The sequence below is a fragment of the Microbulbifer aggregans genome (assembly GCF_001750105.1).
In the GTDB taxonomy this organism is placed as follows: Bacteria; Pseudomonadota; Gammaproteobacteria; order Pseudomonadales; family Cellvibrionaceae; genus Microbulbifer; species Microbulbifer aggregans.
This window is the reverse complement of the sequence record NZ_CP014143.1, coordinates 1,030,441-1,056,750: the sequence shown is the minus strand read 5'-3', so window position 1 is coordinate 1,056,750 and position 26,310 is coordinate 1,030,441. Positions and strand designations below refer to the sequence as shown.

Genomic DNA, 26,310 nt, shown 5'->3' with positions numbered 1-26,310 from the left:
CAGCGCCGATGCGAATAGCAGTAATTGCGCGAATTTTCGGAATACTCCTGACAGTGTTCAGCCTGACACTGCTGCCGCCCATCGGTGTATCCCTCTGGTATCACGACGGTACCCACACGGCTTTTTCCGCTGCTTTCATCATTACCCTGGTGACCGGTCTTTTCATGTGGCTGCCGGTGCACGACCTGCGTCAGGACCTGCGTACCCGTGACGGTTTCGTGGTGACATCACTGTTCTGGCTGGTTCTCGGCAGTTTCGGTTCGCTGCCACTCATTATCAGTCCGCAGCCGGACCTGAGTATTACCGACTCTATTTTCGAGGGTATCTCAGGGCTGACCACTACCGGCGCGACGGTGATTACCGGGCTCGACAACCTGCCGCCGGCCATCCTCTATTACCGGCAACAATTACAGTGGTTTGGCGGCATCGGGGTGATCGTGATCGCACTGGCAATCCTGCCGATGCTCGGCATTGGTGGTATGCAGCTCTATAAAGCAGAAACACCAGGGCCGGTGAAAGACACCAAGCTCACCCCGCGCATTGCGGAAACGGCACGGGCGTTGTTTGTGATTTATATCATTCTCACCGTATTGTGCGGACTCGGTTACTGGTGGGCCGGTATGACGGTCTTCGATGCGGTAGGGCACGCATTTTCCACGGTTGCCAATGGGGGCTTCTCAACCCACGATGCAAGTATGGGCTTCTATGCCAACAACCATGCAATCATGGCCATCTGTATCGTGTTTATGTTTACTGCGGCCATCAACTTTGGCCTGCACTTTTTTGCCTTTCGCAATCGCACCCTGTCCCATTACTGGAAAGACTCCGAATTTCGTTTCTGGGTAACGCTGACTTTTTTTGCGGCGGTGCTGATCAGCTTCTACCTGTGGAGCCAGGGAATTTTTGGTGCAGGCAGCAGTTTATTGCACGGTGTTTTCCAGGTCGTATCCATCGGCACCACGGCCGGTTTCGCCTCCGAAAACTTCTCGGCCTGGCCCGCTTTTCTTCCGTACGTTTTGCTGATGCTGGGCATTCTCGGTGCCTGTGCCGGTTCCACCTGTGGCGGCATCAAGGCGGTGCGCGGGATGCTGATCATGAAGTCCGGCATGCGGGAGCTGAACCGGCTGGTACATGCCAATGCGGTGGTACCGATCAAGGTAAACAAAAAGATTGTGCCCGAACGGGTAACGGATGCGGTGTGGGGATTTTTCGCCGTTTATATTCTGTCGTTTTTCGTGCTCACGATTATCGTCATGGCGACCGGTGAAAATTTTGTTACTTCGTTTTCCACCGTCGCTTCCTGCCTGAGCAATATCGGCCCGGCGCTGGGGGATGCGGCGGCCCACTATGGCGAAGTAAATGAGGTCGCCAAGTGGTTTTTGATTCTGGCCATGCTGATGGGTCGCCTGGAGATTTTCACATTATTGGTGCTGCTAACTCCGGCCTTCTGGCGACACTGAACGGCCAAACGTTTATTCGAAGGTGTCTCTGGTGCCGACGATAATCTGGAAATAACGCGGCACGAAGGTGACCAGCACCCAGGTTTCCAGCAGGCACCCCAGTGCGCTCATGGCCATGATGGACTGGCCAAAGAAGTTTCCACTGGGCGCGTAATGGGGTGTCCACTCCAGCGCCACCTGCTGGGCGAAACCCAGTCCCAGCACCAGAAAAGCCACGGCGGTAGCGACCTTGGGAATGAGCTTTGGTGCGACCTTGAAGGGGCGCTTGAGCCAGCCCATCAGCACCGGGAATACACTGAGTTGCAGCGCGTAGCGGATTACGACCAGCCACACAAACAATGTAAGTACAGAACTCAGGTGCCAGACCAATGGCATCAGGCAGAGCACAAACAGTTTATCCGCTACCGGGTCCAGCAGCGCGCCAACATGGCTGTGCCAGTGAAAGCGCCGCGCCAGCCGGCCGTCGAAAAAGTCGGTCAGTGCGCCAATGATAAAAGCCACCAGGGCCGCTTCAGCCTGCTCGGCTAGTGACAGCCAGATGATCACCGGGATCAGCAGGATGCGCAGGGTTGAGAGCACATTGGGCAGGTGGCGCCAGATTGTCGGAGCTTGTTCTTCTGTCATTTTGTTTCAGTCGCGCCGTTTGGCGCCGGGGGATTTTTTTTCATGTGGCAAGGCCTTCTGGGGATTCTGGTTTTCACCGCCATCCCGATTCTCGTGAGTGAAAACCGCAGAGCCATTTCACCGCGGATGATCCTCGCCTGTCTGTTACTGCAATTTGCTACCGCCTGGATCATGCTGAAAGTTACCTGGGTGCAGACTGCCCTGCTCAGCCTCAACAGCGCAGTGAAGACCCTCGAACAGGCGGCACTGGCGGGGAGCAGCTATATGTTCGGCTATCTCGGCGGGGGAGATCTGCCCTTCGTCGCGGACGGTCCCGGCACACCCTTTATCATTGCCTTCCAGGTACTGCCCATTGTACTGGTGATGAGTGCCTTGTCGGCCATCCTGTTCTATTGGGGAGTATTGCAGAAGGTGATCGGCGGCCTGGGTTTTCTACTGCAGAAAGCCCTGCGCCTCGACGGCCTGCAGACCTTCAGCGTCGCCTCCAGTGTTTTTTTCGGCATCGTCGAGGCGCCATTGCTGGTGCGCCCGTATTTCCAGTCCATGTCCCGCTCGACGCTATTTCTGCTGATTACCGCCGCCATGTCCACGGTAGCGGGGACGGTAATGGTGCTGTACGCCAGCCAGCTTGAGAATATCGTCGCCAACCCGGCCGGCCACATTCTGGTGGCATCGCTGATCAGCATGCCTGCTGCGGTGCTCTTCGCCCAGCTGTGGATACCGCCGGCGGATCGGCTGGAGCATCACGTGCCGACGGTGCAGAGCGAGGCGCAGAGCACCCTCGATGCGCTGGTGCGCGGCACCGAAGACGGGGTGAAGCTGCTGCTCAACATTATCGGCATGATCGTGGTGCTATTTGCGCTGATCTACCTGGTCAACGCACTGTTGGGAGCAATTTTCGGGGAGGGCATCAGCCTGGAGTATCTGGCATCGATCCTGTTCCACCCGGTGGTCTGGCTGATGGGTGTCGATAGCGCGGATATCCCGCTGGCGGCCGAACTGATGAGTATCAAGCTGATCTTTAACGAGTTTGTGGCCTACCAGAAGATGGCGGAGTTGGGGCCCGAGGCCATGTCGCCACACAGTAACCTGATCCTCGTCTATGCGATCTGCGGCTTCGCCAACTTCGCCAGTCTCGGCCTGGTGGTGGGCACCATTTCCACCATCGTGCCGGGGCGCACGGCGGAGGTGGCCTACCTGGCCACCCGCGCACTGTTTGCCGGCCTGCTGGCGACCTGCATGACGGGAACGGTAGTGGGCCTGTTGCAGGGATTTTGATTCCCGGTCCCTGCCGGAGGTGGCGCCCCGCTACGCTTCAGCCCTTGGCGTAGAGTCGGGTCTTGCCCTCGGGGCCCCGGCGGAAACGCTTGTACTCCCACTGGTACTGCTCCGGCGCCTCGGCGATACAGGCCTCAACGCCTCGATTCATGGCGGCCAGGGAAACCTTCTGCTCGTCGCTGTAAATGGCCTGCTCGGCGGGCAGAAACACCAGTTCGAAGCCGCCCTCAACGCGCCTGCCAAAGCCGAACACACAGCGGGCCTTGGTGCGCTTGAGCAGATTGTGGGCCAGGGTCATGGTCAGGGCCGGCTTGCCAAAGAAGGGCGCGAAGTCGCCGCCGGAGGTATCTGGTTCCTGGTCCGGCAGCACCATGACGATATCGCCATTCTTCAACGACTTGAGCAGGGCGCGAACCCCGTGCACGTTGGTGGGCACCATCTGGGTGCCGGTGGCCTCACGCCCGGCGCGAATAATCGGATCCAGTGCGGCAATCTTCGGTGGCGCGTAGAGTGCCGTGGACGGGCCCAGGGTGGCCAGGTACATACCGAAGATTTCCCAGTTGCCGGTGTGGGGCATCAAAACCAGCACGCCCTGGCCCTCGTCAACGCCGTCGGTCAGTAGCTGCTGGTTGCGGACCCGCATGATCAGATCCTCGCTGCGGCTCCAGGGCTGGCGCCACAGAGTCGCCACTTCGAAGCCGGTCACGGCGGTGTGCACCACACTCTGGCGCGCCAACCGCTCCCGCTCGCCGGGATCCATGCTCGGGTAACAGAGGCTCAGGTTGATGCGGGTCACCCGCAGGCTCTCGCCGCGGAACAGCACCGCCAGCCAGCCGACAACCTTCCCCAGGCGGCGCGACCAGCGCAGCGGTAATTTCCCCACCAGTTTCAGTGCACCAGCAGCCAGTGCCCCTTTGATGTCCAATGCCAAAACTTCCTATACAAATTTGCGCGGCAGCACACCTGCGCACGGATTCCCGGCCGATTCCCGCCGAAGGCGCCTTTAGTGCGTAACCCGCTACCGCTATAATTGCGTCCCTTTGCCCGCCCCAGCGGGGCGCGGCGGACCGAACACATCACAGCCGGAGATAGCGGTGTCCAAGCAATACGACCTCAGCACCTTCCAGGGCCTGATTTTTGCCCTGCAGGATTACTGGGCGCGCCAGGGGTGCGTCATTCTACAGCCTCTGGATATGGAAGTGGGCGCCGGCACCTTCCACCCGGCCACCTTCCTTCGCGCCATCGGCCCTGAGACCTGGAACGCGGCCTATGTGCAGCCCTGCCGCCGCCCCACCGACGGCCGCTACGGGGAAAACCCCAACCGCCTGCAGCACTACTACCAATACCAGGTGGTACTGAAGCCCTCGCCGGACAACATCCAGGAGCTGTATCTGGACAGCCTGCGCGCCATGGGGGTCGACCCGGCCGTGCACGATATCCGCTTTGTCGAGGATAACTGGGAATCCCCCACTCTCGGCGCCTGGGGCCTCGGTTGGGAAGTATGGCTGAACGGGATGGAGGTCACCCAGTTCACCTACTTCCAGCAGGTGGGCGGCCTGGAGTGCTTCCCGGTCACCGGGGAAATTACTTACGGACTCGAGCGTATCGCCATGTACCTGCAGGGTGTCGAGTCCATCTACGACCTGATCTGGACCCGCAATCCGGATGGCAGCCCAGTCACCTATGGTGATGTGTTCCACCAGAACGAAGTGGAAATGTCCCACTACAACTTCGAGCACGCGGATGTAGAGTTCCTGTTTAACACCTTCGATCACTGTGAGCGCGAGAGCCAGCGCCTGATCGAGCTGGGACTCCCCCTGCCCGCCTACGAGCAGGTGATGAAAGCCTCCCACGCCTTCAACCTGCTGGACGCCCGTCACGCGATTTCCGTCACCGAGCGCCAGCGCTACATCTTGCGTGTGCGCACCCTGGCCCGCGCCGTGGCCCAGGCCTATTACGACGCGCGCCGCTCCCTCGGTTTCCCGCTGGCAGCAGAGGAACTCAAGGCCGATATCCTGGCCGAACATGCGAAAGCAGAAGCCAAGCAAGAGGAGAAGCAGTAATGGCGCAGGATTTTCTGGTTGAACTGGGCACCGAGGAGCTGCCGCCGACAGCACTGCGCACTTTGATGAACGCCTTCGCCGACGGCATCGCCCAGGGGCTGCAGGCCGCCGAGCTCGAATATGGTGACCTCAAGGCCTATGCCGCCCCGCGCCGTCTGGCCGTCGCCGTATCCGGTCTGGCAGAAAAGCAGCAGGACAAGCAGGTAGAGAAACTCGGTCCCGCTGTGCAGGCCGCGTTCGACAAGGACGGCAACCCCTCCAAGGCCGCCCAGGGCTTTGCCCGCAGTAATGGCGTAACCGTGGAGCAACTGTCCCGCAAGGAAACCGACAAGGGTGAGCGGCTGGCTTTTGTCAGCGAACAGAAAGGTGCTGCCACTGACTCCCTGCTGCCGGGCATCGTCGACAAGGCGCTGGCACAACTGCCCATTCCCAAACGCATGCGTTGGGGTGCGCGCCGAGAGGAATTCGTGCGCCCGGTACACTGGCTGCTGATGCTGTTCGGCAACCGCGTCGTCGACGGTGAGGTCCTGGGCCTCAAGGCCGGCAACACCACCCGCGGCCACCGCTTCCACTGCAACCGCGAGTTGGAGATTCACTCTGCCCAGGACTACGTGCAGCAGCTGCGCGAGCCGGGCTATGTCGTCGCCGACTTTGCCGAACGCCGCGAGATGATCCTCGAGCAGGTCACCGCCGAGGCCCACAACGTCAATGGCGAGGCTGTTATCGACGACGATCTGCTGGACGAGGTGACCGCGCTGGTGGAATGGCCGGTGGCCCTGACCGGTCGCTTCGAGGAGCGTTTCCTCGAGGTACCAGCGGAAGCACTGATCTCTTCCATGAAAGAACACCAGAAGTACTTCCACGTCGTGGACGGAGACGGCCAGCTACTGCCCTTCTTTATTACCGTGTCCAACATCGAGAGTCAGGATCCGGCTCAGGTAATCCATGGCAACGAGCGGGTCATCCGTCCGCGTCTCTCCGACGCCGCTTTCTTTTTCGAAACCGACAAGAAGACCAGTCTCGAAGCCCGCCGGGAAAAACTCAAGCAGGTGATTTTTCAGCAGAAGCTGGGCACGGTATACGACAAGACCGAGCGCCTCGCGCGGCTCGCGCCGGCCATTGCCAAGATGATTGGTGCGGACGAGTCCCAGGCGGAGCGCGCCGCGGCCCTGTGCAAATCCGATCTGGTCACCGAAATGGTGTTCGAATTTGCCGATATGCAGGGTATCGCCGGCTACTACTACGCGGAAAACGATGGTGAGCCGCTGAATGTGGCCAAGGCCATGTACGAGCAGTACATGCCGAAGTTCGCCGGTGATGAGCTGCCGAAGAGTGATATCGGCACGGTGATCGCCCTCGCCGACCGCCTGGATACCCTGGTCGGAATCTTCGGTATCGGTCAGCCCCCCAGTGGCTCCCGCGACCCCTTTGCCCTGCGCCGCGCCAGCCTTGGCATCATTCGCCTGCTGGTGGAGAAAGACCTGGACCTGGACCTGCGCGCACTGCTGGAACTGGCCCGCGACCAATACCCGCGCACCGCACTGGGCGAGTACAACACCGTGGTCGACCAGACCCTGACCTACGTGCTGGAGCGCTTCCGCGCCCGCTACGAGGACCAGGGCGTACCGGCGGAGGTATTTATGGCAGTGGCGGCGCGCAACCTGTCGCAGCCGCTGGATATCGACAACCGCGTGCAGGCAGTTTACGCGTTCAGCCAGCTGGCGGAAGCTCAGGCATTGGCCGCCGCCAACAAGCGGGTTTCCAATATTCTCGCCAAGCTCGAGGGCCCGGTACCCAGCAACGTGGACCAGAGCCTGCTGCAGGAAGATGCCGAGAAAGCTCTTTATGCCGCAGTAGAGGATGCGCGGGCGCAGGTAGCGCCGATTTATGCCGAGCGCCGCTATACCGAAGGCCTGGCAGGCCTCGCCGGTATGCGGGAAACCGTCGACAGCTTCTTCGACCACGTCATGGTGATGACCGACGACGAGGCTCTGCGGAACAACCGTCTGGCGCTGCTGGCCCAGTTGCGCGCGCTGTTCCTGGAAGTTGCCGACATCTCCCTGCTGGCACCTGCGAAGTAAGCGCTAATGTCCGTGATCGTGCTGGACCGGGATGGGGTAATCAACTGCGAACCGGCAGAGGGCGTGACCTCTGCCGATGCGTGGCAGCCCCTGCCGGGCAGTATCGAGGCTATGGCGGCACTGAGCCAGGCCGGTTATCAACTGGTGATCGCCACCAACCAACCGGGCCTGGCCCATGGCCTCTTCGATCTGGACGACCTGGAGGCGATGCACGCCAAGATGCGAGGTCTGGTGGAGGATGCCGGAGGGGAGATCGCAGCCATCTTCTACTGCCCCCACGGGCCTGATGATGGGTGTCGATGTCGCAAACCGGAAACCGGACTGCTCGATGCGATCGAAGCGGAATTCGATACCAGCCTGCACGACTCTTATTTCGTCGGCGACCGGCTGCGGGATCTGCAGGCGGCAGTCGCCAAAGGCTGCAAGCCAGTGTTGGTGCGGACCGGTCACGGCAGCGAGACCCTGGAGTCCCTGCTCAGTGCGCCGGACCCTGCGCTCGCCGTCACGGCGGTGTTCGACGATCTGGCCCATTTCTCCAGCTTCCTTTTGCAACAGCACCACTAGGGAAGCAACGCGCGTAACGGTTCGAATAGCCCGATGGATTTGCCCTTTCAGGACTCAACCCATTCGGATCGAGCGGTAGGTTCTGTTCTCTCAGGGCCCTTCCCGCAATACCCCTTCACACACCGTTCCCCTCCCATCGGCCATGTGTACCGCATAATCGCGCGCCCCATGGGACACGACCGCCTTGTAACCGTTGATGACGCTGGGGAGATAACGGCGGCCCGGCTTGGGGCAACCGAGACTGCTGTCCTGCCACTGCACGGCCTGGAGCGACTGCAGGCGCAGCTGCTCTTCGGGGACGCCGACGTAATTGGCAGTGAGGCGCAGGGCGAGCTCACCGGCGCTGCGCAGACCCGGGTCTTCCGGCTCGGCCGCATTCGCGGCCAGTGGCAGATTGGCGGAGAGACAGAGAGCCAGCATTAGGGCGAATACTCTGGACATGGGCCCACCTCTGGACGCTGGGAACGAGAAGCCCAGTTCTAGTCTCCCGCCAACGTGAACGGCAACTTGCCGCTGCACCAGGCAGCCCGCCTGACGGGCTAGACCGGCACTACCTCTGCCCAGAGATCGTACTCATCGGCATGGGTCACCCGCACGCGCACCCTGTCACCTGGCTGCAAGGACTGCTCACCGTTCAGGAACACCATGCCGTCGATCTCGGGAGCATCGGCCCAGCTGCGTCCGATTGCCCCCTCTTCATCGACCTCATCGATCAGAACTTCGATTTCAAGGCCCATTTTGCGCTGCAACCTCGCGGCGCTGATTTTTTGCTGGTGCGCCATAAAACGCTCCCAGCGGTCCTGCTTGACCTCTTCGGGGACCGGGTCAGCGAGATCGTTCGCCGGTGCACCATCCACGGGTGAATATTTGAAGCAACCGACACGATCCAGCTGTGCTTCGGTAAGCCAGTTGAGCAGATACTGGAAATCGTCCTCCGTCTCACCCGGAAACCCGACGATGAAGGTGGAGCGGATGGTGAGGTGGGGACAGATTTCCCGCCACTTCTTGATGCGTGCCAGAGTCTTGTCTTCAAACGCCGGACGCTTCATGGCCTTGAGAATTTTTGGTGCCGCATGCTGGAACGGAATATCCAGGTACGGCAGCAGCTTGCCCGCCGCCATCAGTGGAATCACATCGTCCACATTCGGGTAGGGGTAGACGTAATGGAGGCGCACCCATACGCCCAGGGAAGACAGCGCCTCGCACAGTTCGAGCATGCGGGTTTTTACCGGGCGCCCATCCCAGAAATCCAGCTTGTATTTCAGGTCCACACCGTAGGCGCTGGTATCCTGAGAAATCACCAGCAGCTCTTGTACCCCGGCGTTCACCAACCGCTCGGCTTCGCCCAGGACATCGCCCACAGGCCGACTCACCAGCTTGCCGCGCATACTGGGAATAATGCAGAAGCTGCAGGAGTGATTACACCCCTCGGAAATTTTCAGGTAGGCATAGTGCCTGGGAGTGAGCCTGATCCCTTGCGGCGGTACCAGGTCGACAAATGGGTCATGCTGGGCCTGTAGTGGCACCACCTCGTGAACGGCGTTGACCACCTGCTCATACTGCTGCGGCCCGGTCACTGACAGGACGCTCGGGTGTGCCTGGCGGATAGCGTCCTCCTCTACCCCCATGCAACCGCTGACAATCACCTTGCCGTTCTCGTGCAGCGCCTCGCCGATGGCATCGAGGGATTCCTGCTTGGCACTGTCGATAAAGCCACAGGTGTTGACCACCACCACGTCGGCCTCCTCGTAGGAGGGCACCACCTGATACCCCTCCATGCGTAACTGGGTGAGGATGCGCTCGGAGTCGACCGTTGCCTTGGGGCAACCCAGTGAGACGAAACCAACCTTGCCGGGTTGCTCCGTTGCCTGTTCCTCCGTGTGGGGCGTCGCCTGATCAGATTCGCGCATGGTATCTCCCGTTGGGCTCCCCGCAGGGACCATTCGACAAAGTGTCTAAATAGCGGTCAATACTAACCAGCGTTGCCAACCTTGCCTAGATTGTTTAATGCCAGTCCACGAAGCTTGACTGCTGTGTGGCAAGGGTGAGAATTGCGGCAATTTTTCGCGAACTGGAGCCTATTTTGGCAGAACTTATTCTGAACCGCGGTGCTGAGCGTCGGTTGAAACGGGGACACTTGTGGATCTACAGCAACGAGGTGGATACCAGGCGCTCGCCCCTCAAGGGCATCGAAGCCGGCAGCCAGTGCGCCGTCGTCGACAGTCAGGGGAAACCGCTGGGTTCCGCGTTCGTAAACCCCAGCCAGCTTATCTGTGGCCGGTTAGTCTCCCGTGGGGCTCCTCTCGACCGTGCGCTCCTGGAGGAACGCCTGCGGCAGGCCCTGGTCATACGCGAGCGCTATTTCCCACATCCCAGTTATCGCCTCGTCTATGGAGATTCGGACCTGCTCCCTGGTCTGGTGGTGGATCGCTTTAATGATGTCCTGGTAGTGCAGGTCAGCAACTGGGGGATGGAACACTGGCTTTCCGATGTCATCGAAATCCTCGATACGCTCGTTCAGCCCAGTGGCATTCTGCTCCGCAACGACCATCAGGGACGCTCGATGGAAGACATGCCACTCGTTAACGAAGTGGTAAAAGGAAATGTTCCTGAACTGGCTCCCTTCGAGGAAAACGGAGTATCCCTGCTGGCTCCCGTACATTCCGGCCAAAAAACTGGCTGGTTCTATGATCACAGGGAAAATCGCGCACTGCTGAATCGCTGGGTCTCAGGCAAACGTGTGCTCGATCTCTTCTCCTATGCCGGAGGCTGGGGCGTTCAGGCACTCGCCCGTGGCGCTTCCCATGCCACTTGCGTCGATGCCTCCCAGCAGGCGCTGGACTGGTGTCGGGCAAACGGAGACCACAACAATGCCGGGGACAGGCTAGAGACCCTACGCGGGAAGGCCGTGGATGTCCTCAAGGAACTGGTGGCTGCCGGTAACCGTTATGATGTGGTGGTGCTGGATCCACCGGCATTTATCAAACGGCGCAAGGATCATAAGGCGGGGCTCGCCGCCTATCGACATATCAATGAACTGGCCATGCGACTGTTGCCGCGTGACGGCCTGTTAGTGAGTGCTTCCTGCTCCATGCACCTGGCAGCCGACGAACTCATGGAATGTATTCGCGGCGCCTCACGGAAACTGGGACGGGAAGCTGGCGTTCTCGCCAGCGGCTATCAAGGTGCCGATCACCCGGTGCACCCGGCAATTCCTGAAACCCGTTACCTGAAGGCACATTTTGTTCACTTGCGCTGACATCGAAGATTACTATCAGACATAAAAAAGCCGCGGTCATACCGCGGCTTTTTCTTGCTTCCGATTTCTCCCGACGGATCAGAAGGCGTAGCGCATTCCCACAATTGCGGTGCGCGGCTTGTTCGCGCGGGCGCCGTCCGGATCGCGACTGATGATCGCCTGCTCGTCCAGCAGGTTGTCGATCTTGAGGTAACCGCTCAGTGCCTGGCTGAAGTCGTAGTGCGCAGCGGCGTCAACCACCCACAGGGACTCGGTGCGGTTCATCGCATCGCTGCCCGGACGGTTGCAGCTGGTGTTGATGCACATCTCATCCTGGTAGGCCGCGGTCAGATTCAAGCGCCAGTCAGCACCGCTGTCGATACCGGTGGAAACGGCGAAGACGTTCTCCGGCACGTAGGCCAGGTTGTCGCCTGCCAGCACCTCGCCGCCATCGGCGTCACCGGTGGTCTCGGCATCAGTGTAGGTATAGGTGGCCCGCAGCGGCATGACCCAACCGTTAGCGAGTGCCCACTCACTGCCGAGGGAAGCTTCGATACCCTGGATTTCCGCCTCGCCCAGACTGTAGGTGCCACTGTCGGCGCCGTTGGGGCAGTTCACAGCGATGGTGCAGTTCTGCACGGTGTTTTCGTAGTCACTGAAGAAGGCGATGACATCCCCGGTCAGCGCACCGTTGTCGAAGCGAGCGCCCCACTCGTAGTTGGTGGACAGTTCCGCGCCCACGCCGTCTTCGGAACCCGCCCCGGGAGGCGCAAAGCCGCGGTGGACACCCGCCAGCAACGACCACTCGGCGTTCAGGTCGTAGACCAGACCAACGCCCGGCAGCCACTCGTCAACGGCATTGCTGCGGTAGCTTCCGTCTACATTGCGGGCCACGTCGTCGTAACGCTGCTGGGAGGTTTCCACATCTTCATAACGAAGGGCTGCGGTCAGGGTCAGCTTTTCGGTCAGGCCCATCTCATCGTAGATAAACAGGGCGGTGGCATCGGCCTCTTCGACGCGGTTGTTACTGCCCGTCGGCAACTCTTTTTCTACAAACAACAGCTGTCCATCGACCTGGTCGAAAGTCTCTACCGGCTGAAAGCGATCCACTTCATCCCAGTGGCGACGCACGCCGATATTCAGGTTGTGGGAGATATCTCCGGTAGCCAGTTGCCATTCAGCGCTGAACTGGACACCGCGGGACTCGTATTTTCGGTTGTTGTGCTTGAGTTCGATGCCGGCGTAATCGGCATCCCCGTCCAGTACTGCCTGGGCAAAGCTGTCCCCTTCATTGGCGGCATCCAGGATTCCACCGACATTATCAGTCTTGAACCAGTCGCGCTTGAACTCGTTCTGGTAGGCCTGCGTGTGCAGTGCGAAGCTATCGCTGAGCGCAATGGTGTGATTCAACTGCACGGTGCTGTGACGGTTCTGCATTTCGTCCAGAGCGGTGAGACCGTAGCGACGATTCGGATCGGCATCGAAATCTGCGTCGGTTAGGCCCACATAGCTCATACCGGACAGTTCTTCGGAATACTGCAGTTTGACGTCCAGTTGCTGCTGGTAAGTTGCGGTTGCATCCGACTTCAGTCGGCCTTTCAGCAGATAGTCCTCTTTCTGGATATCCGCGCTGCCAGCGCGATCGATATCGCGGAAGCCATCGGCAACCTGCTGGTGTGTTTCCAGCAGCCAGCCCGCATTCTCGGTGCTGCTGCCGTAATAGGTGTGCAGTCGGTTTTCACCGTTCTGTCCCGCCTCGAGCTTGACCACTCCGGCGCTGCTATCGGGGATGGGTGTGCTCAGCAGGTTCACCGCACCACCCACGGTAAACGGGCCGTACTGCAGGGTTGAGGGGCCCTTCAGGATCTCGATGCCATTCAGGCGGCCGGTGGTGGGGAAATAATAAGCGGAGGGAGCCGCGTATGGTGCGGGTGCCGCCAGGACTCCATCCTCCATGAGGGAGATCTTGCTGGAACGGCCGCTGCCGGAGCCACGGATGCCGATATTCGGACGGAGGCCATAACCATCCTCTTCGCGGAGATAGACCCCCGGAACGGAGCGCACGATACGGTTGATATCGACAAATTCAAACTTTGCCAGATCCTCAGCATCTACCACATGCGCCGAGCCGGGTAGGCGTTCGGCTTCCGCGTTATCACCAATAACGGTCACTGTTTCCAGATGAGCGGGTTGTTCTTCGGCCAGCACAGGAGCAGCGGCCACAGTCGCGAGAGCTAAGGCGAGCGGCGACAGAACAAAGCGGGTCATACATCCTCCGGGAGAGAGTCGTTAGACTTATTAATCGTGTTGGAAATGAGAATGATTGTATTTTATCAGCATTTTTTATTTTTGTAGTGCTTTTATGAAAATTTTGTCCCACCGCAGCTCTTCCCTGTCAGCGTATCCCTTCCCCTTGCACGCTGTGACCGCATTAGGAGTCGGCGGTGTGCGGGACTAGCATGGTGCGCGAGTGTTTACTAACGGTGCAGTATGATCAGACCGGCAACGTGCACAGATCTAGAACGGCTGGAACAACTGTGGTTGTACACCGTCGTCTCCGCTCATCCGTCCCTGCCCCGGCAATACTGGCAGGACCGTCTGTGCGTTTTCCGCAGAAGCTGCCTCGGCGCCGAAATGTGCGTGGTGTTCGCATCCGCGAAAAGCAAAGCGGCGGATGCGTTCGCACTCGTGGAACCCGGCAATGTGCTGGCCTGGCTCTGCGTGAGTCCGGCGATCACCGGGCGGGGAATCGGCTCGTCGCTGATGGCAGTCGTGAAACATGACCGTGAGCAGTTACATACCTGGGTGCTCCAGGAAAACCTGTGGGCCCGCTATTTCCTGCAGGAGCAGGGTTTCGTCGAGCGCGAGCGCCAACCTGCGGCCGGTGGACAGCACCGACTCCTGATGCAGTACCAGAGTAGAAACAAAAGCAGACCTGCCGCCTGAGAGTTATAACTAAAAGTTAGGGATACACTTCTTTTTAATGTTTCTCAGTACTTTCGAGGCAGAGTAGGATTCTTACCATTGTCACTTTTCTAAACTGGTAAGCCATGGCTCGCACTAGCACTAATCTCGCCGCCAGCAAAGATGTAGAACCGCTCTTCCGTCACGATATGGATTTGCCGTCGCTGAATGCGCGTTTCCGCAATGACAAGCCCAGCGAGATCATGCGGTTCACCATCGAGCATGCACGTAATCCGGTGGTCTTTACCAACTTCCGTCCGCTCGCGGTGGCCTTTCTCCATCTGGTTACGCGAATCAAACCTGATATCCCTGTCATCTGGGTCGATCACGGGTACAACACTCCCGAAACCTATCGTCATATCGAGCGGCTGATCAAAGACTTCGGGCTTAACCTGTACGCCTACGCGCCCAAGATGTCCGCGGCGCACTACAACGCGGTTTACGGGGGTATCCCGGCGCTGGACACTCCGGAGCACGATTTCTTTTCCCGTACGGTCAAACTGGAACCCTTCAATCGCGCGATGGAAGACCTGCAGCCCGACGTGTGGTTAAACGGTATCCGGCACGATCAGAATGCACACCGCAAGGGTCTGGACATATTCACCAAAGGCAGCCATGGCACCATCCGCGTGGCACCGATGTTCCATTTGAATGAACTGGACGTCGAGGAGTACGTGGTGGAGAAAGAACTGCCCGACAATGATGTCTACTTCGATCCCACCAAGGGTGAGGAGCACCGTGAGTGTGGACTATTACTGCAAAAGTAGGCTGAAGCCCTTTGCCCAGAAATAAAAACGGCCGCGCATGCGGCCGTTTTTATTAGGTCGGGACCGGGGGTCTTTAGACCTTTATACGTCCAGGTTTTCCACTGCCAGCGCGTTGCTTTCGATGAATTCCCGGCGCGGCTCCACCTGATCCCCCATCAGCGTGGTGAAGATCTGGTCTGCAGCGATGGCATCCTCCACCGTCACCTGCAGCATACGACGGGTTTCCGGATTCATGGTGGTGTCCCACAGCTGCTCCGGGTTCATCTCGCCGAGGCCTTTGTAGCGCTGGATGTTGTAACCGCGGCGGCTTTCGTTCATGAGCCAGTCCAGTGCTTCCGGGAAGGTCGAAACCGGCTGCTGTTTCTCGCCCCGCTGGATATAGGCGCCCTCCTCCAGGAGACCAACCATCTTCTCCCCCAGGGTCTGGATGGCGCGATATTCTGCGGACTCAAAAAACTCGTGGCTTACCTGGTAGTCGCTGCTGACACCGTGGGCAACGATATGAATCTGCGGCAAGTACAAATCACGCTCGGTGTTCTCATACACACTCACCTCGTGGCGACGCCCACCACCGCTGCTTTCAGTGGCCAGCTGCTCCTGCAGCTGCTGGCACCAGGATTCCATCTTGGTCCGATCCTGCAGGTCCTGAGCGACCAGGCTCGGCAGATAGATCATGCTGCGCAGCACCTCCTCCGGATACAGTCGGGAGAGGCGATCGATGGTTGCCATTACCGCCCGGTACTCGGCCACCAACGCTTCCAGAGCGCTGCCAGAGAGGCCCGGCGCGTCTGCATTGACGAACAGGCTGGCACTTTCCAGTGCGGCGTTAGTCAGGAACTGGGTCAGTGCAGCCTCATCTTTCAAGTACTGCTCCTGCTTGCCCTTGCTGATCTTGTACAGCGGCGGCTGGGCAATGTAGATGTGGCCCCGCTCGATCAGCTCCGGCATCTGCCGGAAAAAGAAAGTCAGCAGTAGAGTACGAATGTGGGCACCGTCCACGTCGGCGTCCGTCATGATGATGATCTGGTGGTAGCGGAGCTTGTCCGGGTCGAACTCGCTCTTGCCGATACCGCAACCCAGTGCAGTAATCAGGGTGCCGACCTCGGCACTGGACAACATCTTGTCGAAACGGGCCTTTTCCACGTTCAGGATCTTGCCCTTCAGCGGAAGGATGGCCTGGGTACGACGGTCGCGACCCTGCTTGGCCGAGCCACCGGCGGAGTCACCCTCCACCAGGTAGATTTCAGACAGCGCCGGATCCTTCTGCTGGCAATCTGCCAGCTTACCGGGCAGGCCGGCGATATCCAGGGCGCCCTTGCGGCGTGTCATTTCCCGGGCCTTGCGGGCGGCTTCCCGGGCCTTGGCAGCGTCGATCATCTTGGTAACGACGGCCTTGGCTTCCTGCGGGTGTTCCAGCAGGTAGTCGTTGAAGTGCTGTCCCATTTCCTGCTCTACCGCAGGCTTCACCTCGGAGGAAACCAGTTTGTCTTTGGTCTGCGAAGAGAATTTCGGGTCCGGCACTTTGACTGAAATGATTGCAGTCAGGCCCTCCCGGGCATCGTCACCAGTGGTGCTGACCTTTTCCTTCTTCCCCAGTCCCTCGCGCTCGATATAGTTATTGAGACCACGGGTCAGGGCAGCGCGGAAGCCCGCCAGATGTGTACCACCATCCCTCTGGGGGATATTGTTGGTGTAGCAGTACAGGTTTTCCTGGAAGCTATCATTCCATTGCAGCGCCACTTCGACGCCGATCCCGTCCTCTCGCTGGCTCTGGAAATGCAGCACCTTGTTGATCGGGGTTTTGGCGTGATTCAGGTACTCCACGAAGGCGCGCAGGCCACCCTCGTATTCGTAAACCTCTTCCTTACCGGAGCGCTCGTCTTTCAGCACAATGCGTACGCCGGAGTTGAGGAATGAGAGCTCACGCAAGCGCTTGGCGAGTTGATCGAAGTGGAACTCGATATTGGTGAACGTCTCGGCGGAGGGCTTGAAGTGCACGCTAGTGCCACTGCTATCCGTGTCACCAATGACAGCCAACGGCGCGTCAGGCACACCGTGGCGATAGATCTGCTCATGGATCTTGCCATTGCGACGAATGGTCAGCTTCAACTCTTCTGACAGAGCATTCACTACTGAAACGCCCACACCGTGCAGGCCACCGGAGACTTTATAGGTGTTGTCGTCGAACTTACCACCAGCGTGCAGCACCGTCATGATCACCTCGGCGGCAGAGACGCCCTCTTCCGGGTGCATTTCTGTCGGAATACCGCGGCCATTATCCGAGATGGAGACCGATTCATCCGGGTGGATGGTGACCCGGATCTCGTCACAGTGGCCAGCCAGCGCCTCATCAATGGAGTTGTCCACGACTTCAAACACCATGTGGTGCAGGCCGGTGCCATCGTCCGTATCGCCGATATACATGCCCGGGCGTTTGCGCACCGCGTCCAGGCCCTTCAGGACTTTGATGCTACTGGAGTCATAGCTGTTCTGCTCTGACATTTACTCGCTCCATTCATTATTGGGCGCCGGATCTAGCTCGGCGCTAATTCGCCCATGTTCCACGTGGAACACAGACGGCTTATTCCAGGGGGCAGCCAGACTCAACCATGGTCGGCAAGTAGACTCCCTTTCTATACCGGTCACCAGTACCTGTCCCGCACAATCACTGACCCAGCGGGCAAAAATGACCTGGTGCGCGTCATCCAGTTCAGCCGGTAGATCATCAATCAGAAACACCGGTGGCTTCCTGCTGTTTGAAACCACCCGCGCCATCGCCGTTCTCAGTGCACAGACCAACATCTTTTGCTGGCCTCGCGAGAGAATCGACTGCGCTGGCTGCGAGTCCACGGTAAAAACCATATCGGCCCGATGAGGGCCCACTCGGGTATGACCAACAGCCATATCCGCATCTCTGGAGGCCTGTAAGGCCTCACCCAAGTCCACGCCCTGTTTCCATCCACGACGGTATCGGATCGACACCTGCTGGAGCGGCGAGACTGGAAGATCCAGTAAAAGCTCACGAGTGACAGTGCCAAGACGCTCGAAAACCTCTTCGCGCAATCGATCCAGGGTGACGGCCGCTATAACCATGCGCCCATCCCAGATATCCAGCTGATCTGACCCGATTTTACCACGACGTAACAGGGCATTTCGCTGCCGTAGTGCGATTTGATAGTCCTTCAATGCATGCAGGTAGCTTTGTTCCACGTGGAACACCGTCCAGTCCAGCAGGCGCCTGCGGACGCCAGGACCACCCTCCAGTGCCGAGAAGCTATCGCTATTGATCAACTGCAGCGGCAACAGAGCCGCTAACTGAGAGCTGGACTCCGCAGCCTCACGATTGATGCGGATCCTGCCGCCAGGCCCAGAACGTCTCTTCTCTACACCGATCGTTAACCCATCTTTGAGCCGCCCAAAGACTGCCAGCTGTTCTGCGTCGGCTTGGATGACGGGCTGGTGCTGCCGGGAACGAAAAGATCTCCCGGTAGCAAGCATGTGTACGGCTTCCAGCACGGAAGTTTTACCGCTGCCGTTAACGCCGTAGAAGAGATTTACACTGCAACAGAGAGCGATGTCCGCACTACTGATATTGCGGAAATTCGCCAACACCAAACGACTCAGGCCGGCCAAATAGTCCACTCCTCAACTTCCGTCACCGCACCCCGAATACAAAAGTGCCGCCATACCCGGGGATATGACGGCACTTCTGTGATTCCAACTTCAGCCCATCGCCTCAAAGGCGCATCGGCATGATCACGTAAAGGGCATCCCCCTCTTCGGGCTGCTGCAGCAGCGCGCTGCTGTTTGCATCTGCCAAGCCGATTCGAATCTGATCGCTATGGATAGCTCCAGTCACATCGAGCAGGTAACCCACATTAAAGCCGATTTCGAGGGGCTCACCGACATAGTCGACGACCAGCTGCTCCTCGGCCTCCTCCTGCTCAGGGTTGTTAGCCACGATCTGCAGCAACCCCTCGGAAACCTGGAGTCTGACTCCCCGGTATTTCTCGTTGGAGAGAATTGCGGCTCGAGAGAAGGCCTGACGCAGTGCCTGGCGATCTGCGTAGATCTCGTTCCCCGTGGAACGTGGCAACACCCTCTCGTAATCGGGAAACTTGCCGTCCACCAGCTTGGAAGTAAAGGTGAACTGGCCGCTGATCACCCGGATATGATTGTTACCCAGCACTACTTCGGCGGGAGCGTCGGTATCCTCGAGCAGACGCCCCAGCTCCAGAACGCCCTTACGGGGCACGATCGCCTGAATCGGCGACTCTACATTGAGGCCCGGTGCATCCCGATCACACAACGCGAGGCGGTGACCATCTGTCGCCACTGCGCGTAGCTGCTGAGGACGGCACTCCAGCAAAAGACCGTTCAGGTAGTAGCGGACATCCTGCTGAGCCATGGCAAAGCCCGTCGCTTCGATCAGGCGACGAATTTCTCTCTGAGAAATCGAGAAGCGTGTCTGGGCACTGGTCTCTTCCTGGTTGGGGAAGTCGGAGGCCGGCAGTGTGGAAAGCTGGAACCGGCTGCGGCCACTGCGGAGAATCAGACGTTCGCCATCGCGCTCAAACTTCAGCTCCGCGCCATCGGGCAGCGAGCGGCAGATATCCAGCAGTTTGCGGGCGGGCACAGTGACCTCACCCTCCATCTCGACGCCCTCTACCCCCAGGCGGCCAACGATCTCCACCTCGAGGTCGGTCCCCGTCAGAGACAGTTCCTGTCCCTGCAACTGCATCAGCACATTCGCCAATACGGGCAGGGTCTGACGTTTTTCCACAACACCGGCCACCAGCTGCAGGGGCTTGAGCAGCGCATCCCGGCTTACATTGAATTTCATCGGTATCTTCGCCTTCGTTGGTTTTATTCGCTAACTGGTACTCGCATTATCCCGTCAGGTGGTCAGCGAGCGCGTCAATAATTTCACATCTTCGCGGATATCCGCGTCCGTTTCCTGCAGCTCGCGGATTTTCCGGCAAGCATGCAGAACGGTGGTATGGTCGCGCCCGCCAAATGCATCGCCGATCTCCGGCAAGCTATGGTTGGTCAGCTCCTTGGCCAGGGACATGGCTACCTGACGCGGTCGCGCGACCGAGCGGCTGCGGCGCTTAGAAAGCAGATCCGCCACCTTGATCTTGTAATACTCCGCCACAACGCGCTGGATGTTGTCCACACTGACCAGCCGATCCTGAAGCGCCAACAGGTCCTTCAGGGCCTCGCGTACCAGAACGTCATCGATGGCGCGACCGGTAAACTGCGCGTTGGCGATCACCCGCCGCAGGGCGCCCTCCAGCTCCCGCACATTGGAGCGGATACGCTGGGCAATAAAGAAGGCAGAATCATGTGGCAGCTCAACACCGACCTGCTCCGCCTTTTTCATCAGGATCGCTACCCGGGTCTCGAGCTCCGGTGGTTCTACGGCGACAGTCAGACCCCAGCCAAAACGGGACTTGAGGCGCTCCTCAAGACCGTCAATCTCTTTCGGATAGCGGTCACAGGTCAGAATAATCTGTTGCCCGCCCTCGAGCAGCGCGTTGAACGTATGGAAAAACTCTTCCTGTGAGCGCTCCTTGCCAGCAAAAAATTGAATGTCATCAATGAGCAGAGCATCTACCGACCGGTAATAGCGTTTGAAGTCACTGATGGCATTCAACTGCAACGCCTTCACCATGTCGGCGACGAATCGCTCTGAATGGAGATAGACCACCTTCGCGTTCGGGTTGCGCTCCAGCAGCGCATTGCCCACCGCATGCATCAAGTGCGTTTTACCCAGGCCCACACCACCATAGATAAACAAGGGGTTATAAGCACCGCCGGGGTTATCCGCAATCTGCTGGGCCGCCGCCAGACCGAGCTGGTTCGACTTGCCCTCTACGAAAGACTTGAACGTGAAATTGCGATTGAGCGCACTGCCGTGCTTGATTGCCCCCTCCACTTCAACCTTCCGCGTCTCTGCCGGCGGACGGGGCTGGGGCTGGACGGCTGGTGCAGCCTCCCTCGTCACCACGGGCGCTGCTGCGCCATTCACCGAAGCCGGGGGCGAAAAACCACCAAGGGAGGGGGCAGGCGCCTCTGCCTGCCCGTGATTGGGCGACTGGACCTGTGCACTGGGTTGAGCACTGGCTGTGGGGACTTGCTGGGAAGCCCCCCGGCTGCGCTGGAAGCGGGCCGGGCGCCGCTCAGCGATTTCCAGCACAATTTCCAGCGGCGCCTCCGCGCTAAAGTGATTAACCAGCTCGTTAATCCGCTTCAGGAATTTATCGCCGACCCAATCCAGCACAAAACGGTTGGGCGCCACCAGGCGCAGCTCACCCACGGCAGCAGACGGACTGACCCGCAACGGCCGAATCCAGGTATTGAACTGCTGCGACGGCAATTCATCCTGAAGGCTGGCGGCACACTGACGCCAAACGGATTCAGACAAGAAACCCCCTGAGACCCCAAATCTATATAGAAGGAAGAAAGAATGTGGCACCGGCGGGTCGGAAACAACCCACACCAGCACAGCTAAAGAGCCGGGTAGTATACCGCTCCACCGCGGGGTTATCCACAGATCGAGACTGAAAAAGGCCGTTTAGATCGATAAAAAACTAACTATTTTTCAAGGGGTTGCACAATATTTAACCAGCCACACGCGGCACCTCGATCATACTTATCCACAGCAATCTGTGGATAGGCTGGGGCCAAGCCGTGCGCCGAATGCGTTTTCTAAATGGAGTCAATAACTTGCACCTTCCACGCCCCAGAAACGTCGCCGGAGCCCCCCGGGCGCGCTATCGTTAATCTGTTCCCGGGCAGTCTCTGCCGCACAGGAAATTCCTGTCTTTGCGTTGATTTAACTGGTGCCTTTCTATACAATCCGCCGCCTTCGCAGTGCGCAGCTCCAACGCCCGGAACACCGGTTGCACGGGAGCGCAGGCAGCGACCGGGTCCACCGGCGAAATTCAGAACACAAGTCTCAGGTAGCAAGACAATGAAACGTACTTTTCAACCCAGCAACTTGAAGCGCAAGCGCAACCACGGTTTCCGCGCTCGTATGGCAACCAAGAACGGCCGCAAGATCCTGGCCCGCCGTCGCGCCAAAGGCCGCAAAGTACTGTCTGCATAAGCGCCTTCCCTCTCCGGGAACGCTCTATTCATGCAACAGGCGCGCAGCGACTTCGGCTTCTCCAAAGCGCTGCGCCTGCTTAACGCGGCACAGTATCGTGCCGTGTTCAGCGGTACCGAGATTCGTGCCGCGCACCCCAACCTCTTGATCATTGCCAGACGCAACGATCTCCCCTCCCCACGTCTCGGCCTTGTCGTTGCCAAAAAGCATGTCCGCCTGGCTTCTGACCGCAACCGGGTTAAGCGCATCGTGCGCGAAAGTTTCCGCCTCCGTCAGCACGAACTTCCTGCGCTTGATGCGGTGGTCCTGGCACGCCCTGGAACCGGTGAGTTGAGCAATGAGGAGCTGGCAAAGCTGCTCGACAAACTCTGGCGCAAACTGACCCGCCGTGCTGCCGAACCCGAAGCTCCTCGGGATAGCAATCGGGGTCGCAAGCCCAGCGGCAAAGCCCGCAAGAGGGACCAGTGACTCGACTGGCCATCAAGCTGATCCACGTCTACCGCTATCTGCTGAGCCCCTGGATCGGCAACCAGTGCCGCTTTTACCCCACCTGCTCTCATTATTCAGAGGAAGCATTAAAGACCTATGGATTGGGAAAAGGGGGTTATTTAACCTTGCGGCGCCTTATAAAATGCCACCCTTGGCATCCCGGCGGCCTGGACCCAGTCCCGCCGCGGGACGAAAAACATTCCAACCCGGACACTGACCCGAACCGGGGCGAACTTAGGTAAACAAATGGATTGGCAACGCTATACGCTGCTGGGCGGAATCGCCGCAGTTATCCTCGCTCTCATCTTCCAGTGGAACGAATTTAAAGAAGAGCGCACGCCCGCAGTAGATCAGGAAACCGTCGTACGCAGCGAGCTTCCTGAAACCGTCACCGCCCCAGAGTCCGGAGACGCCGCAGGAGATGTACCGACTCTTCAGGGCGAGACGGCAACCCAGGATCAAGCCAGGGGCGAGCGGCAGTTGATTTCCGTCGAGACTGACGTCTTCAGCCTGCTGATCGATCCCCGCGGCGGCGACATCGTCAAAGTCGCCCTGCGCAACTTTTATGAAGAGCTGAATACCCCGGACCGCCCGTTTATTCTCCTCAATCAGACCCGAGACCACACCTATATTGCCCAGAGTGGCCTGATCGGTCACAACGGTACCGATAGTTCCGCCGGACGCCCGCTGTTCACTGCGGCCGAACAGGAATACGCCCTGAAGGCTGGCAGCGACAGCCTCGTGGTCGACCTCAAACTGAACCGGCAAGGCGCCAACATCACCAAACGCTTTACCTTCAACCGCGGCGATTACCTGGTAGACGTCAAGTATCTGGTCGATAACACCAGCGATCAGCCCTGGCGAGCCGCCATGTTCGGTCAGATCAAACGCGACAGTGCCGAGCCACCGGTGGATGTGGGCATCGGCATGTCACCCTTCCTGGGCGCAGCCCTGCGTACCAGTGAGGAGAACTACTTCAAGCAGGATTTCGAAGAGATAGCCGAGACCCCCACACGTGAATCCATTGTCGGCGGCTGGGTGGCCATGGTGCAGCACTACTTCATCAGCGCCTGGGTTCCGCCGCAGGAAGAGCGCAATACCTTTGAACTGAAGCGGCTGTCCAGTGGCCTGTTCCGTATGGGCTTCACAGCTCCGCAGGTAGAGATCCCGGCCAACAGCCAGGGTGAGCTGAGTGCCGCCTTCTACGCCGGGCCAAAAGATGTCTTCCGCCTGGAAGAAATCTCCCCCTACCTGGACCTGACCGTGGATTATGGTTGGCTCTGGTGGCTGGCCAAGCCGATGTTCCGGGTGCTGAACTTCATCTACGAGAACATCATCTCCAACTGGGGCTGGGCCATCGTACTGCTGACCGTCTTTATCAAGGCCTTGCTCTACCCGCTGTCCGCCGCCGGCCTGAAATCGATGGCGCGCATGCGCAAGTTCGCGCCGCAGATGAAGAAACTGCAGGAACAGTACAAGGACAACCGCCAGAAACTCGCGGAAGAGACAATGAAGCTCTACCGCCGTGAGAAGATCAATCCCATGGGCGGCTGCCTGCCGATCCTGCTACAGATGCCGGTATTCATCGGTCTGTACTGGATGCTGATGGAAACCGTCGAGCTGCGCCACGCGCCCTGGATCCTGTGGATCCACGACCTGTCGGCCAAGGATCCCTACTTTATCCTGCCGGTAATCATGGGCCTGACCATGTGGCTGATGCAGAAACTGCAGCCCCAGCCCACGGATCCGACCCAGGCGCGGATCATGCAGCTGATGCCGGTAATGATGACCTTCTTCTTCCTGTGGTTCCCGGCCGGCCTGGTGCTGTACTGGATTGCCAACAACGTGCTCTCCATTGCCCAGACCTGGTATATCAACAAGCAGGTCGAGTCGGCCTCGAGCTGATCGGCATCCGCCGCAGACATCATTCCCAGGGCCGCTTTTGCGGCCCTGTTTCGTTTCCGTTGAGTACACTTTCCCCATGACCGAATCGAAAACTGAATCCACGCCTCCCAGAGACACCATCGCCGCCGTGGCCACCGCACCGGGTCGTGGCGGTATCGGCGTCATCCGCCTCTCCGGGCCCCAGAGCCTCGAGATTGCCCGAACGATCTGCGGCGACCGGGAATTCAAGCCGCGCCACGCCCACTACTGCGATTTCACACGAGATGGCCTGTTGATCGATCAGGGCATCGCCCTGTTTTTCCCCGGCCCGAACTCCTTCACCGGTGAGGATGTTGTGGAACTGCAGGGTCACGGTGGCCCCGTCATTCTGGATCAGCTACTGCAAGCCACTGTCGCGCTCGGCGCCAGACAGGCGAGACCAGGTGAGTTTTCCGAGCGCGCATTTCTCAACGACAAGATCGATTTGGCCCAGGCGGAAGCAATCGCCGACCTGATCGAAGCCGGAAGCGCGCAGGCCGCCCGCAATGCGATGCGCTCCCTGCAAGGTGCATTCTCCGAAAAAATCGAAAACTTGGTCACTCAATTGACCCATTTACGCATCTATGTCGAAGCATCGATCGATTTTCCAGAGGAAGAAATCGATTTTCTGGCTGATGGCAAAGTCGCTGCGGATATTAACGCCCTGCTCGGCCACTTAGCCGCCGTTGAGGTCCAGGCCCGCCAGGGAAGCCTGCTGAGAGAGGGGATGGAGGTAGCAATTGCTGGCCGCCCCAACGCCGGCAAGTCGAGCCTGCTGAACGCTCTGGCTGGCCGGGACGCGGCGATCGTCACAGATATCGCCGGCACAACCCGGGACATCCTGCGCGAGCAGGTCCATATCGACGGGATGCCGCTGCTGTTTGCCGACACCGCGGGCCTGCGGGATTCTCCCGATCGCGTCGAGCAGATTGGCATCCAGCGGGCCTGGGAAGAAATTAAAGGTGCCGACCGCGTGCTCCTGGTGGTGGATGCGGAGCAGGCCCACAGTCTGGATCCGGAGTCCGCCTGGCCCGAGTTCACCAGCCAGCTTCCCGACCCGGAGAAGCTCACCCTGGTTCTGAACAAGATTGATCTGACTGAGTACAGCGCGGGTCTGCAGGCGCACACTGACGGCGTGCCCGTCATAGCGGTCAGTGCCAAAACCGGCGCTGGCCTGGATGCCCTGCGGGAACACCTCAAACACTGCATGGGGTACACAGGAGCCGCCGAGGGGACTTTCAGCGCCCGCCGCCGACACCTGGAAGCCCTGGAGCGCGCCCGTCAGTTTATCGAGCAGGGGGCCGCACAACTGCATGAAAGTGGTGCCGGTGAGCTGCTTGCAGAAGACCTGAGGCAAGCCCAGCAGGCACTGGGTGAGATTACTGGCGAGGTCACCGCGGATGAGTTGCTGGGTAAAATCTTCGGCAGCTTCTGTATCGGCAAGTAGTCACCCATCTCCGTCAAAGCCCACGCTATCCTGACCGGGTTCCCTCACGCTCAACACAGAAACCCGGTCCAGCCGTCCATTTCCACGCCCACTACACAGAAGTTGCCCACAGCTACCCACAGGCTTATCCAAACCAGCCCAGTTGTCCACAACTCACCAGCAGCTTGCCCACTCCCCGTGGGGGATTTCACCTTGTTTCCTGGCCGGTTGTGGGCAAAAGCGGGGGAAAAGGCGTCGATTCCTGGGTACTGGGCCGGGCATAACTTGCCGGAAACAAAAAATGGGCAAAGTTATCCCATTC

General features: G+C 59.2%; 22 protein-coding genes. 13 read left to right on the top strand and 9 right to left on the bottom strand.

What is annotated here, in order from left to right:
• The first annotated feature begins 8 nt into the window (after positions 1-8).
• On the top strand, positions 9-1,460 hold the full coding sequence (locus AUP74_RS04550) for a TrkH family potassium uptake protein (protein WP_069946531.1): 1,452 nt from the start codon (positions 9-11) through the stop codon (positions 1,458-1,460).
• A gap of 12 nt (positions 1,461-1,472) precedes the next feature.
• Here AUP74_RS04550 and AUP74_RS04545 read toward each other — a convergent pair whose 3' ends face one another.
• A complete protein-coding gene (locus AUP74_RS04545; protein ID WP_069946530.1) occupies positions 1,473-2,084 on the bottom strand; it encodes a CDP-alcohol phosphatidyltransferase family protein in 612 nt (203 codons plus the stop codon).
• 42 nt (positions 2,085-2,126) lie between these two features.
• Here AUP74_RS04545 and AUP74_RS04540 point away from each other — a divergent pair, with 42 nt between their 5' ends.
• Complete coding sequence (locus tag AUP74_RS04540; protein WP_069946529.1) at positions 2,127-3,362, top strand: NupC/NupG family nucleoside CNT transporter; 1,236 nt, start codon at positions 2,127-2,129, stop codon at positions 3,360-3,362.
• A 37-nt stretch (positions 3,363-3,399) separates the two neighbouring features.
• Here AUP74_RS04540 and AUP74_RS04535 read toward each other — a convergent pair whose 3' ends face one another.
• Positions 3,400-4,287, bottom strand: a complete 888-nt coding sequence (locus AUP74_RS04535; RefSeq protein ID WP_069946528.1) for a lysophospholipid acyltransferase family protein — start codon at positions 4,285-4,287, stop codon at positions 3,400-3,402.
• Between the two features lie 169 nt (positions 4,288-4,456).
• Here AUP74_RS04535 and glyQ point away from each other — a divergent pair, with 169 nt between their 5' ends.
• Genes glyQ through gmhB form a run of 3 tightly spaced genes read left to right on the top strand, consistent with a single transcriptional unit; the run spans position 4,457 to position 8,070 of the window.
• Positions 4,457-5,425, top strand: a complete 969-nt coding sequence (gene glyQ / locus AUP74_RS04530) for a glycine--tRNA ligase subunit alpha (protein WP_069946527.1) — start codon at positions 4,457-4,459, stop codon at positions 5,423-5,425.
• Positions 5,425-7,506 carry a glycine--tRNA ligase subunit beta gene (glyS, locus tag AUP74_RS04525; protein WP_069946526.1) on the top strand — a complete coding sequence of 694 codons (2,082 nt, stop codon included), beginning with the start codon at positions 5,425-5,427 and terminating at the stop codon, positions 7,504-7,506. The genes glyQ and glyS overlap by 1 nt, the downstream gene beginning before the upstream one ends.
• 6 nt (positions 7,507-7,512) lie before the next feature.
• Positions 7,513-8,070 carry a D-glycero-beta-D-manno-heptose 1,7-bisphosphate 7-phosphatase gene (gmhB, locus tag AUP74_RS04520; protein ID WP_069946525.1) on the top strand — a complete coding sequence of 186 codons (558 nt, stop codon included), beginning with the start codon at positions 7,513-7,515 and terminating at the stop codon, positions 8,068-8,070.
• A 90-nt stretch (positions 8,071-8,160) separates the two neighbouring features.
• Here the strand turns inward: gmhB and AUP74_RS04515 are convergent, their stop codons facing one another.
• Both AUP74_RS04515 and rimO read right to left on the bottom strand, forming a co-directional pair.
• Entirely contained in the window at positions 8,161-8,511 is a 351-nt protein-coding gene (locus tag AUP74_RS04515) for a hypothetical protein (protein WP_145924316.1), read from the bottom strand.
• 98 nt (positions 8,512-8,609) lie between these two features.
• Entirely contained in the window at positions 8,610-9,980 is a 1,371-nt protein-coding gene (gene rimO, locus AUP74_RS04510) for a 30S ribosomal protein S12 methylthiotransferase RimO (protein WP_069946523.1), read from the bottom strand.
• Positions 9,981-10,153: 173 nt separating this feature from the next.
• On the opposite strand from rimO, the gene AUP74_RS04505 reads away from it, so the two are divergent.
• Positions 10,154-11,329: a class I SAM-dependent rRNA methyltransferase gene (locus tag AUP74_RS04505; RefSeq protein ID WP_069948708.1), complete on the top strand. Its 1,176-nt coding sequence runs from the start codon at positions 10,154-10,156 to the stop codon at positions 11,327-11,329.
• A gap of 78 nt (positions 11,330-11,407) precedes the next feature.
• Here the strand turns inward: AUP74_RS04505 and AUP74_RS04500 are convergent, their stop codons facing one another.
• Positions 11,408-13,576, bottom strand: a complete 2,169-nt coding sequence (locus AUP74_RS04500) for a TonB-dependent receptor family protein (protein WP_069946522.1) — start codon at positions 13,574-13,576, stop codon at positions 11,408-11,410.
• A gap of 273 nt (positions 13,577-13,849) precedes the next feature.
• Here AUP74_RS04500 and AUP74_RS04495 point away from each other — a divergent pair, with 273 nt between their 5' ends.
• Together AUP74_RS04495 and AUP74_RS04490 are read left to right on the top strand one after the other, a co-directional pair.
• Positions 13,850-14,254, top strand: a complete 405-nt coding sequence (locus AUP74_RS04495) for a GNAT family N-acetyltransferase (protein WP_158514538.1) — start codon at positions 13,850-13,852, stop codon at positions 14,252-14,254.
• 104 nt (positions 14,255-14,358) lie between these two features.
• On the top strand, positions 14,359-15,039 hold the full coding sequence (locus tag AUP74_RS04490) for a phosphoadenosine phosphosulfate reductase domain-containing protein (RefSeq protein ID WP_083260815.1): 681 nt from the start codon (positions 14,359-14,361) through the stop codon (positions 15,037-15,039).
• Positions 15,040-15,120: 81 nt separating this feature from the next.
• Here the strand turns inward: AUP74_RS04490 and gyrB are convergent, their stop codons facing one another.
• From gyrB to dnaA, 4 genes are all read right to left on the bottom strand, one after another.
• Positions 15,121-17,541: a DNA topoisomerase (ATP-hydrolyzing) subunit B gene (gyrB, locus tag AUP74_RS04485; RefSeq protein ID WP_069946519.1), complete on the bottom strand. Its 2,421-nt coding sequence runs from the start codon at positions 17,539-17,541 to the stop codon at positions 15,121-15,123.
• Complete coding sequence (gene recF, locus AUP74_RS04480; RefSeq protein ID WP_226999889.1) at positions 17,542-18,681, bottom strand: DNA replication/repair protein RecF; 1,140 nt, start codon at positions 18,679-18,681, stop codon at positions 17,542-17,544.
• Between the two features lie 94 nt (positions 18,682-18,775).
• A complete protein-coding gene (gene dnaN, locus AUP74_RS04475) occupies positions 18,776-19,882 on the bottom strand; it encodes a DNA polymerase III subunit beta (RefSeq protein ID WP_069946518.1) in 1,107 nt (368 codons plus the stop codon).
• 54 nt (positions 19,883-19,936) lie between these two features.
• Positions 19,937-21,466 (bottom strand): chromosomal replication initiator protein DnaA, encoded by a 1,530-nt coding sequence (gene dnaA, locus AUP74_RS04470; protein WP_069946517.1) that lies wholly within the window; start codon positions 21,464-21,466, stop codon positions 19,937-19,939.
• Between the two features lie 549 nt (positions 21,467-22,015).
• On the opposite strand from dnaA, the gene rpmH reads away from it, so the two are divergent.
• The 5 genes from rpmH to mnmE all read left to right on the top strand — a co-directional run bounded on the left by rpmH (position 22,016) and on the right by mnmE (position 26,009).
• Positions 22,016-22,150: a 50S ribosomal protein L34 gene (rpmH, locus tag AUP74_RS04465; RefSeq protein WP_067084833.1), complete on the top strand. Its 135-nt coding sequence runs from the start codon at positions 22,016-22,018 to the stop codon at positions 22,148-22,150.
• Between the two features lie 30 nt (positions 22,151-22,180).
• The gene (rnpA, locus tag AUP74_RS04460) at positions 22,181-22,618 is read left to right on the top strand and encodes a ribonuclease P protein component (RefSeq protein ID WP_069946516.1); all 438 of its coding nucleotides are present in this window, start codon (positions 22,181-22,183) and stop codon (positions 22,616-22,618) included.
• Positions 22,615-22,881 carry a membrane protein insertion efficiency factor YidD gene (yidD, locus tag AUP74_RS16980; protein WP_083260814.1) on the top strand — a complete coding sequence of 89 codons (267 nt, stop codon included), beginning with the start codon at positions 22,615-22,617 and terminating at the stop codon, positions 22,879-22,881. Before rnpA ends, yidD begins: the two co-directional genes overlap by 4 nt.
• Before the next feature lie 4 nt (positions 22,882-22,885).
• On the top strand, positions 22,886-24,544 hold the full coding sequence (gene yidC, locus AUP74_RS04455) for a membrane protein insertase YidC (protein ID WP_069946515.1): 1,659 nt from the start codon (positions 22,886-22,888) through the stop codon (positions 24,542-24,544).
• A 76-nt stretch (positions 24,545-24,620) separates the two neighbouring features.
• On the top strand, positions 24,621-26,009 hold the full coding sequence (gene mnmE / locus AUP74_RS04450) for a tRNA uridine-5-carboxymethylaminomethyl(34) synthesis GTPase MnmE (protein ID WP_069946514.1): 1,389 nt from the start codon (positions 24,621-24,623) through the stop codon (positions 26,007-26,009).
• The last annotated feature ends 301 nt before the right edge of the window (positions 26,010-26,310 follow it).

What these genes read in the sequence shown, in the direction of transcription:
- AUP74_RS04550 (WP_069946531.1), top strand. Translation starts at nt 9, where the DNA reads ATGCGAATAGCAGTAATTGCGCGAATTTTCGGAATACTCCTGACAGTG.
- AUP74_RS04500 (WP_069946522.1), bottom strand. Translation starts at nt 13,576, where the DNA reads ATGACCCGCTTTGTTCTGTCGCCGCTCGCCTTAGCTCTCGCGACTGTG.
- glyS (WP_069946526.1), top strand. Translation starts at nt 5,425, where the DNA reads ATGGCGCAGGATTTTCTGGTTGAACTGGGCACCGAGGAGCTGCCGCCG.
- dnaN (WP_069946518.1), bottom strand. Translation starts at nt 19,882, where the DNA reads ATGAAATTCAATGTAAGCCGGGATGCGCTGCTCAAGCCCCTGCAGCTG.
- rpmH (WP_067084833.1), top strand. Translation starts at nt 22,016, where the DNA reads ATGAAACGTACTTTTCAACCCAGCAACTTGAAGCGCAAGCGCAACCAC.
- gyrB (WP_069946519.1), bottom strand. Translation starts at nt 17,541, where the DNA reads ATGTCAGAGCAGAACAGCTATGACTCCAGTAGCATCAAAGTCCTGAAG.
- yidC (WP_069946515.1), top strand. Translation starts at nt 22,886, where the DNA reads ATGGATTGGCAACGCTATACGCTGCTGGGCGGAATCGCCGCAGTTATC.
- gmhB (WP_069946525.1), top strand. Translation starts at nt 7,513, where the DNA reads ATGTCCGTGATCGTGCTGGACCGGGATGGGGTAATCAACTGCGAACCG.
- rnpA (WP_069946516.1), top strand. Translation starts at nt 22,181, where the DNA reads ATGCAACAGGCGCGCAGCGACTTCGGCTTCTCCAAAGCGCTGCGCCTG.
- rimO (WP_069946523.1), bottom strand. Translation starts at nt 9,980, where the DNA reads ATGCGCGAATCTGATCAGGCGACGCCCCACACGGAGGAACAGGCAACG.
- AUP74_RS04545 (WP_069946530.1), bottom strand. Translation starts at nt 2,084, where the DNA reads ATGACAGAAGAACAAGCTCCGACAATCTGGCGCCACCTGCCCAATGTG.
- AUP74_RS04515 (WP_145924316.1), bottom strand. Translation starts at nt 8,511, where the DNA reads ATGTCCAGAGTATTCGCCCTAATGCTGGCTCTCTGTCTCTCCGCCAAT.
- mnmE (WP_069946514.1), top strand. Translation starts at nt 24,621, where the DNA reads ATGACCGAATCGAAAACTGAATCCACGCCTCCCAGAGACACCATCGCC.
- AUP74_RS04540 (WP_069946529.1), top strand. Translation starts at nt 2,127, where the DNA reads ATGTGGCAAGGCCTTCTGGGGATTCTGGTTTTCACCGCCATCCCGATT.
- AUP74_RS04490 (WP_083260815.1), top strand. Translation starts at nt 14,359, where the DNA reads ATGGCTCGCACTAGCACTAATCTCGCCGCCAGCAAAGATGTAGAACCG.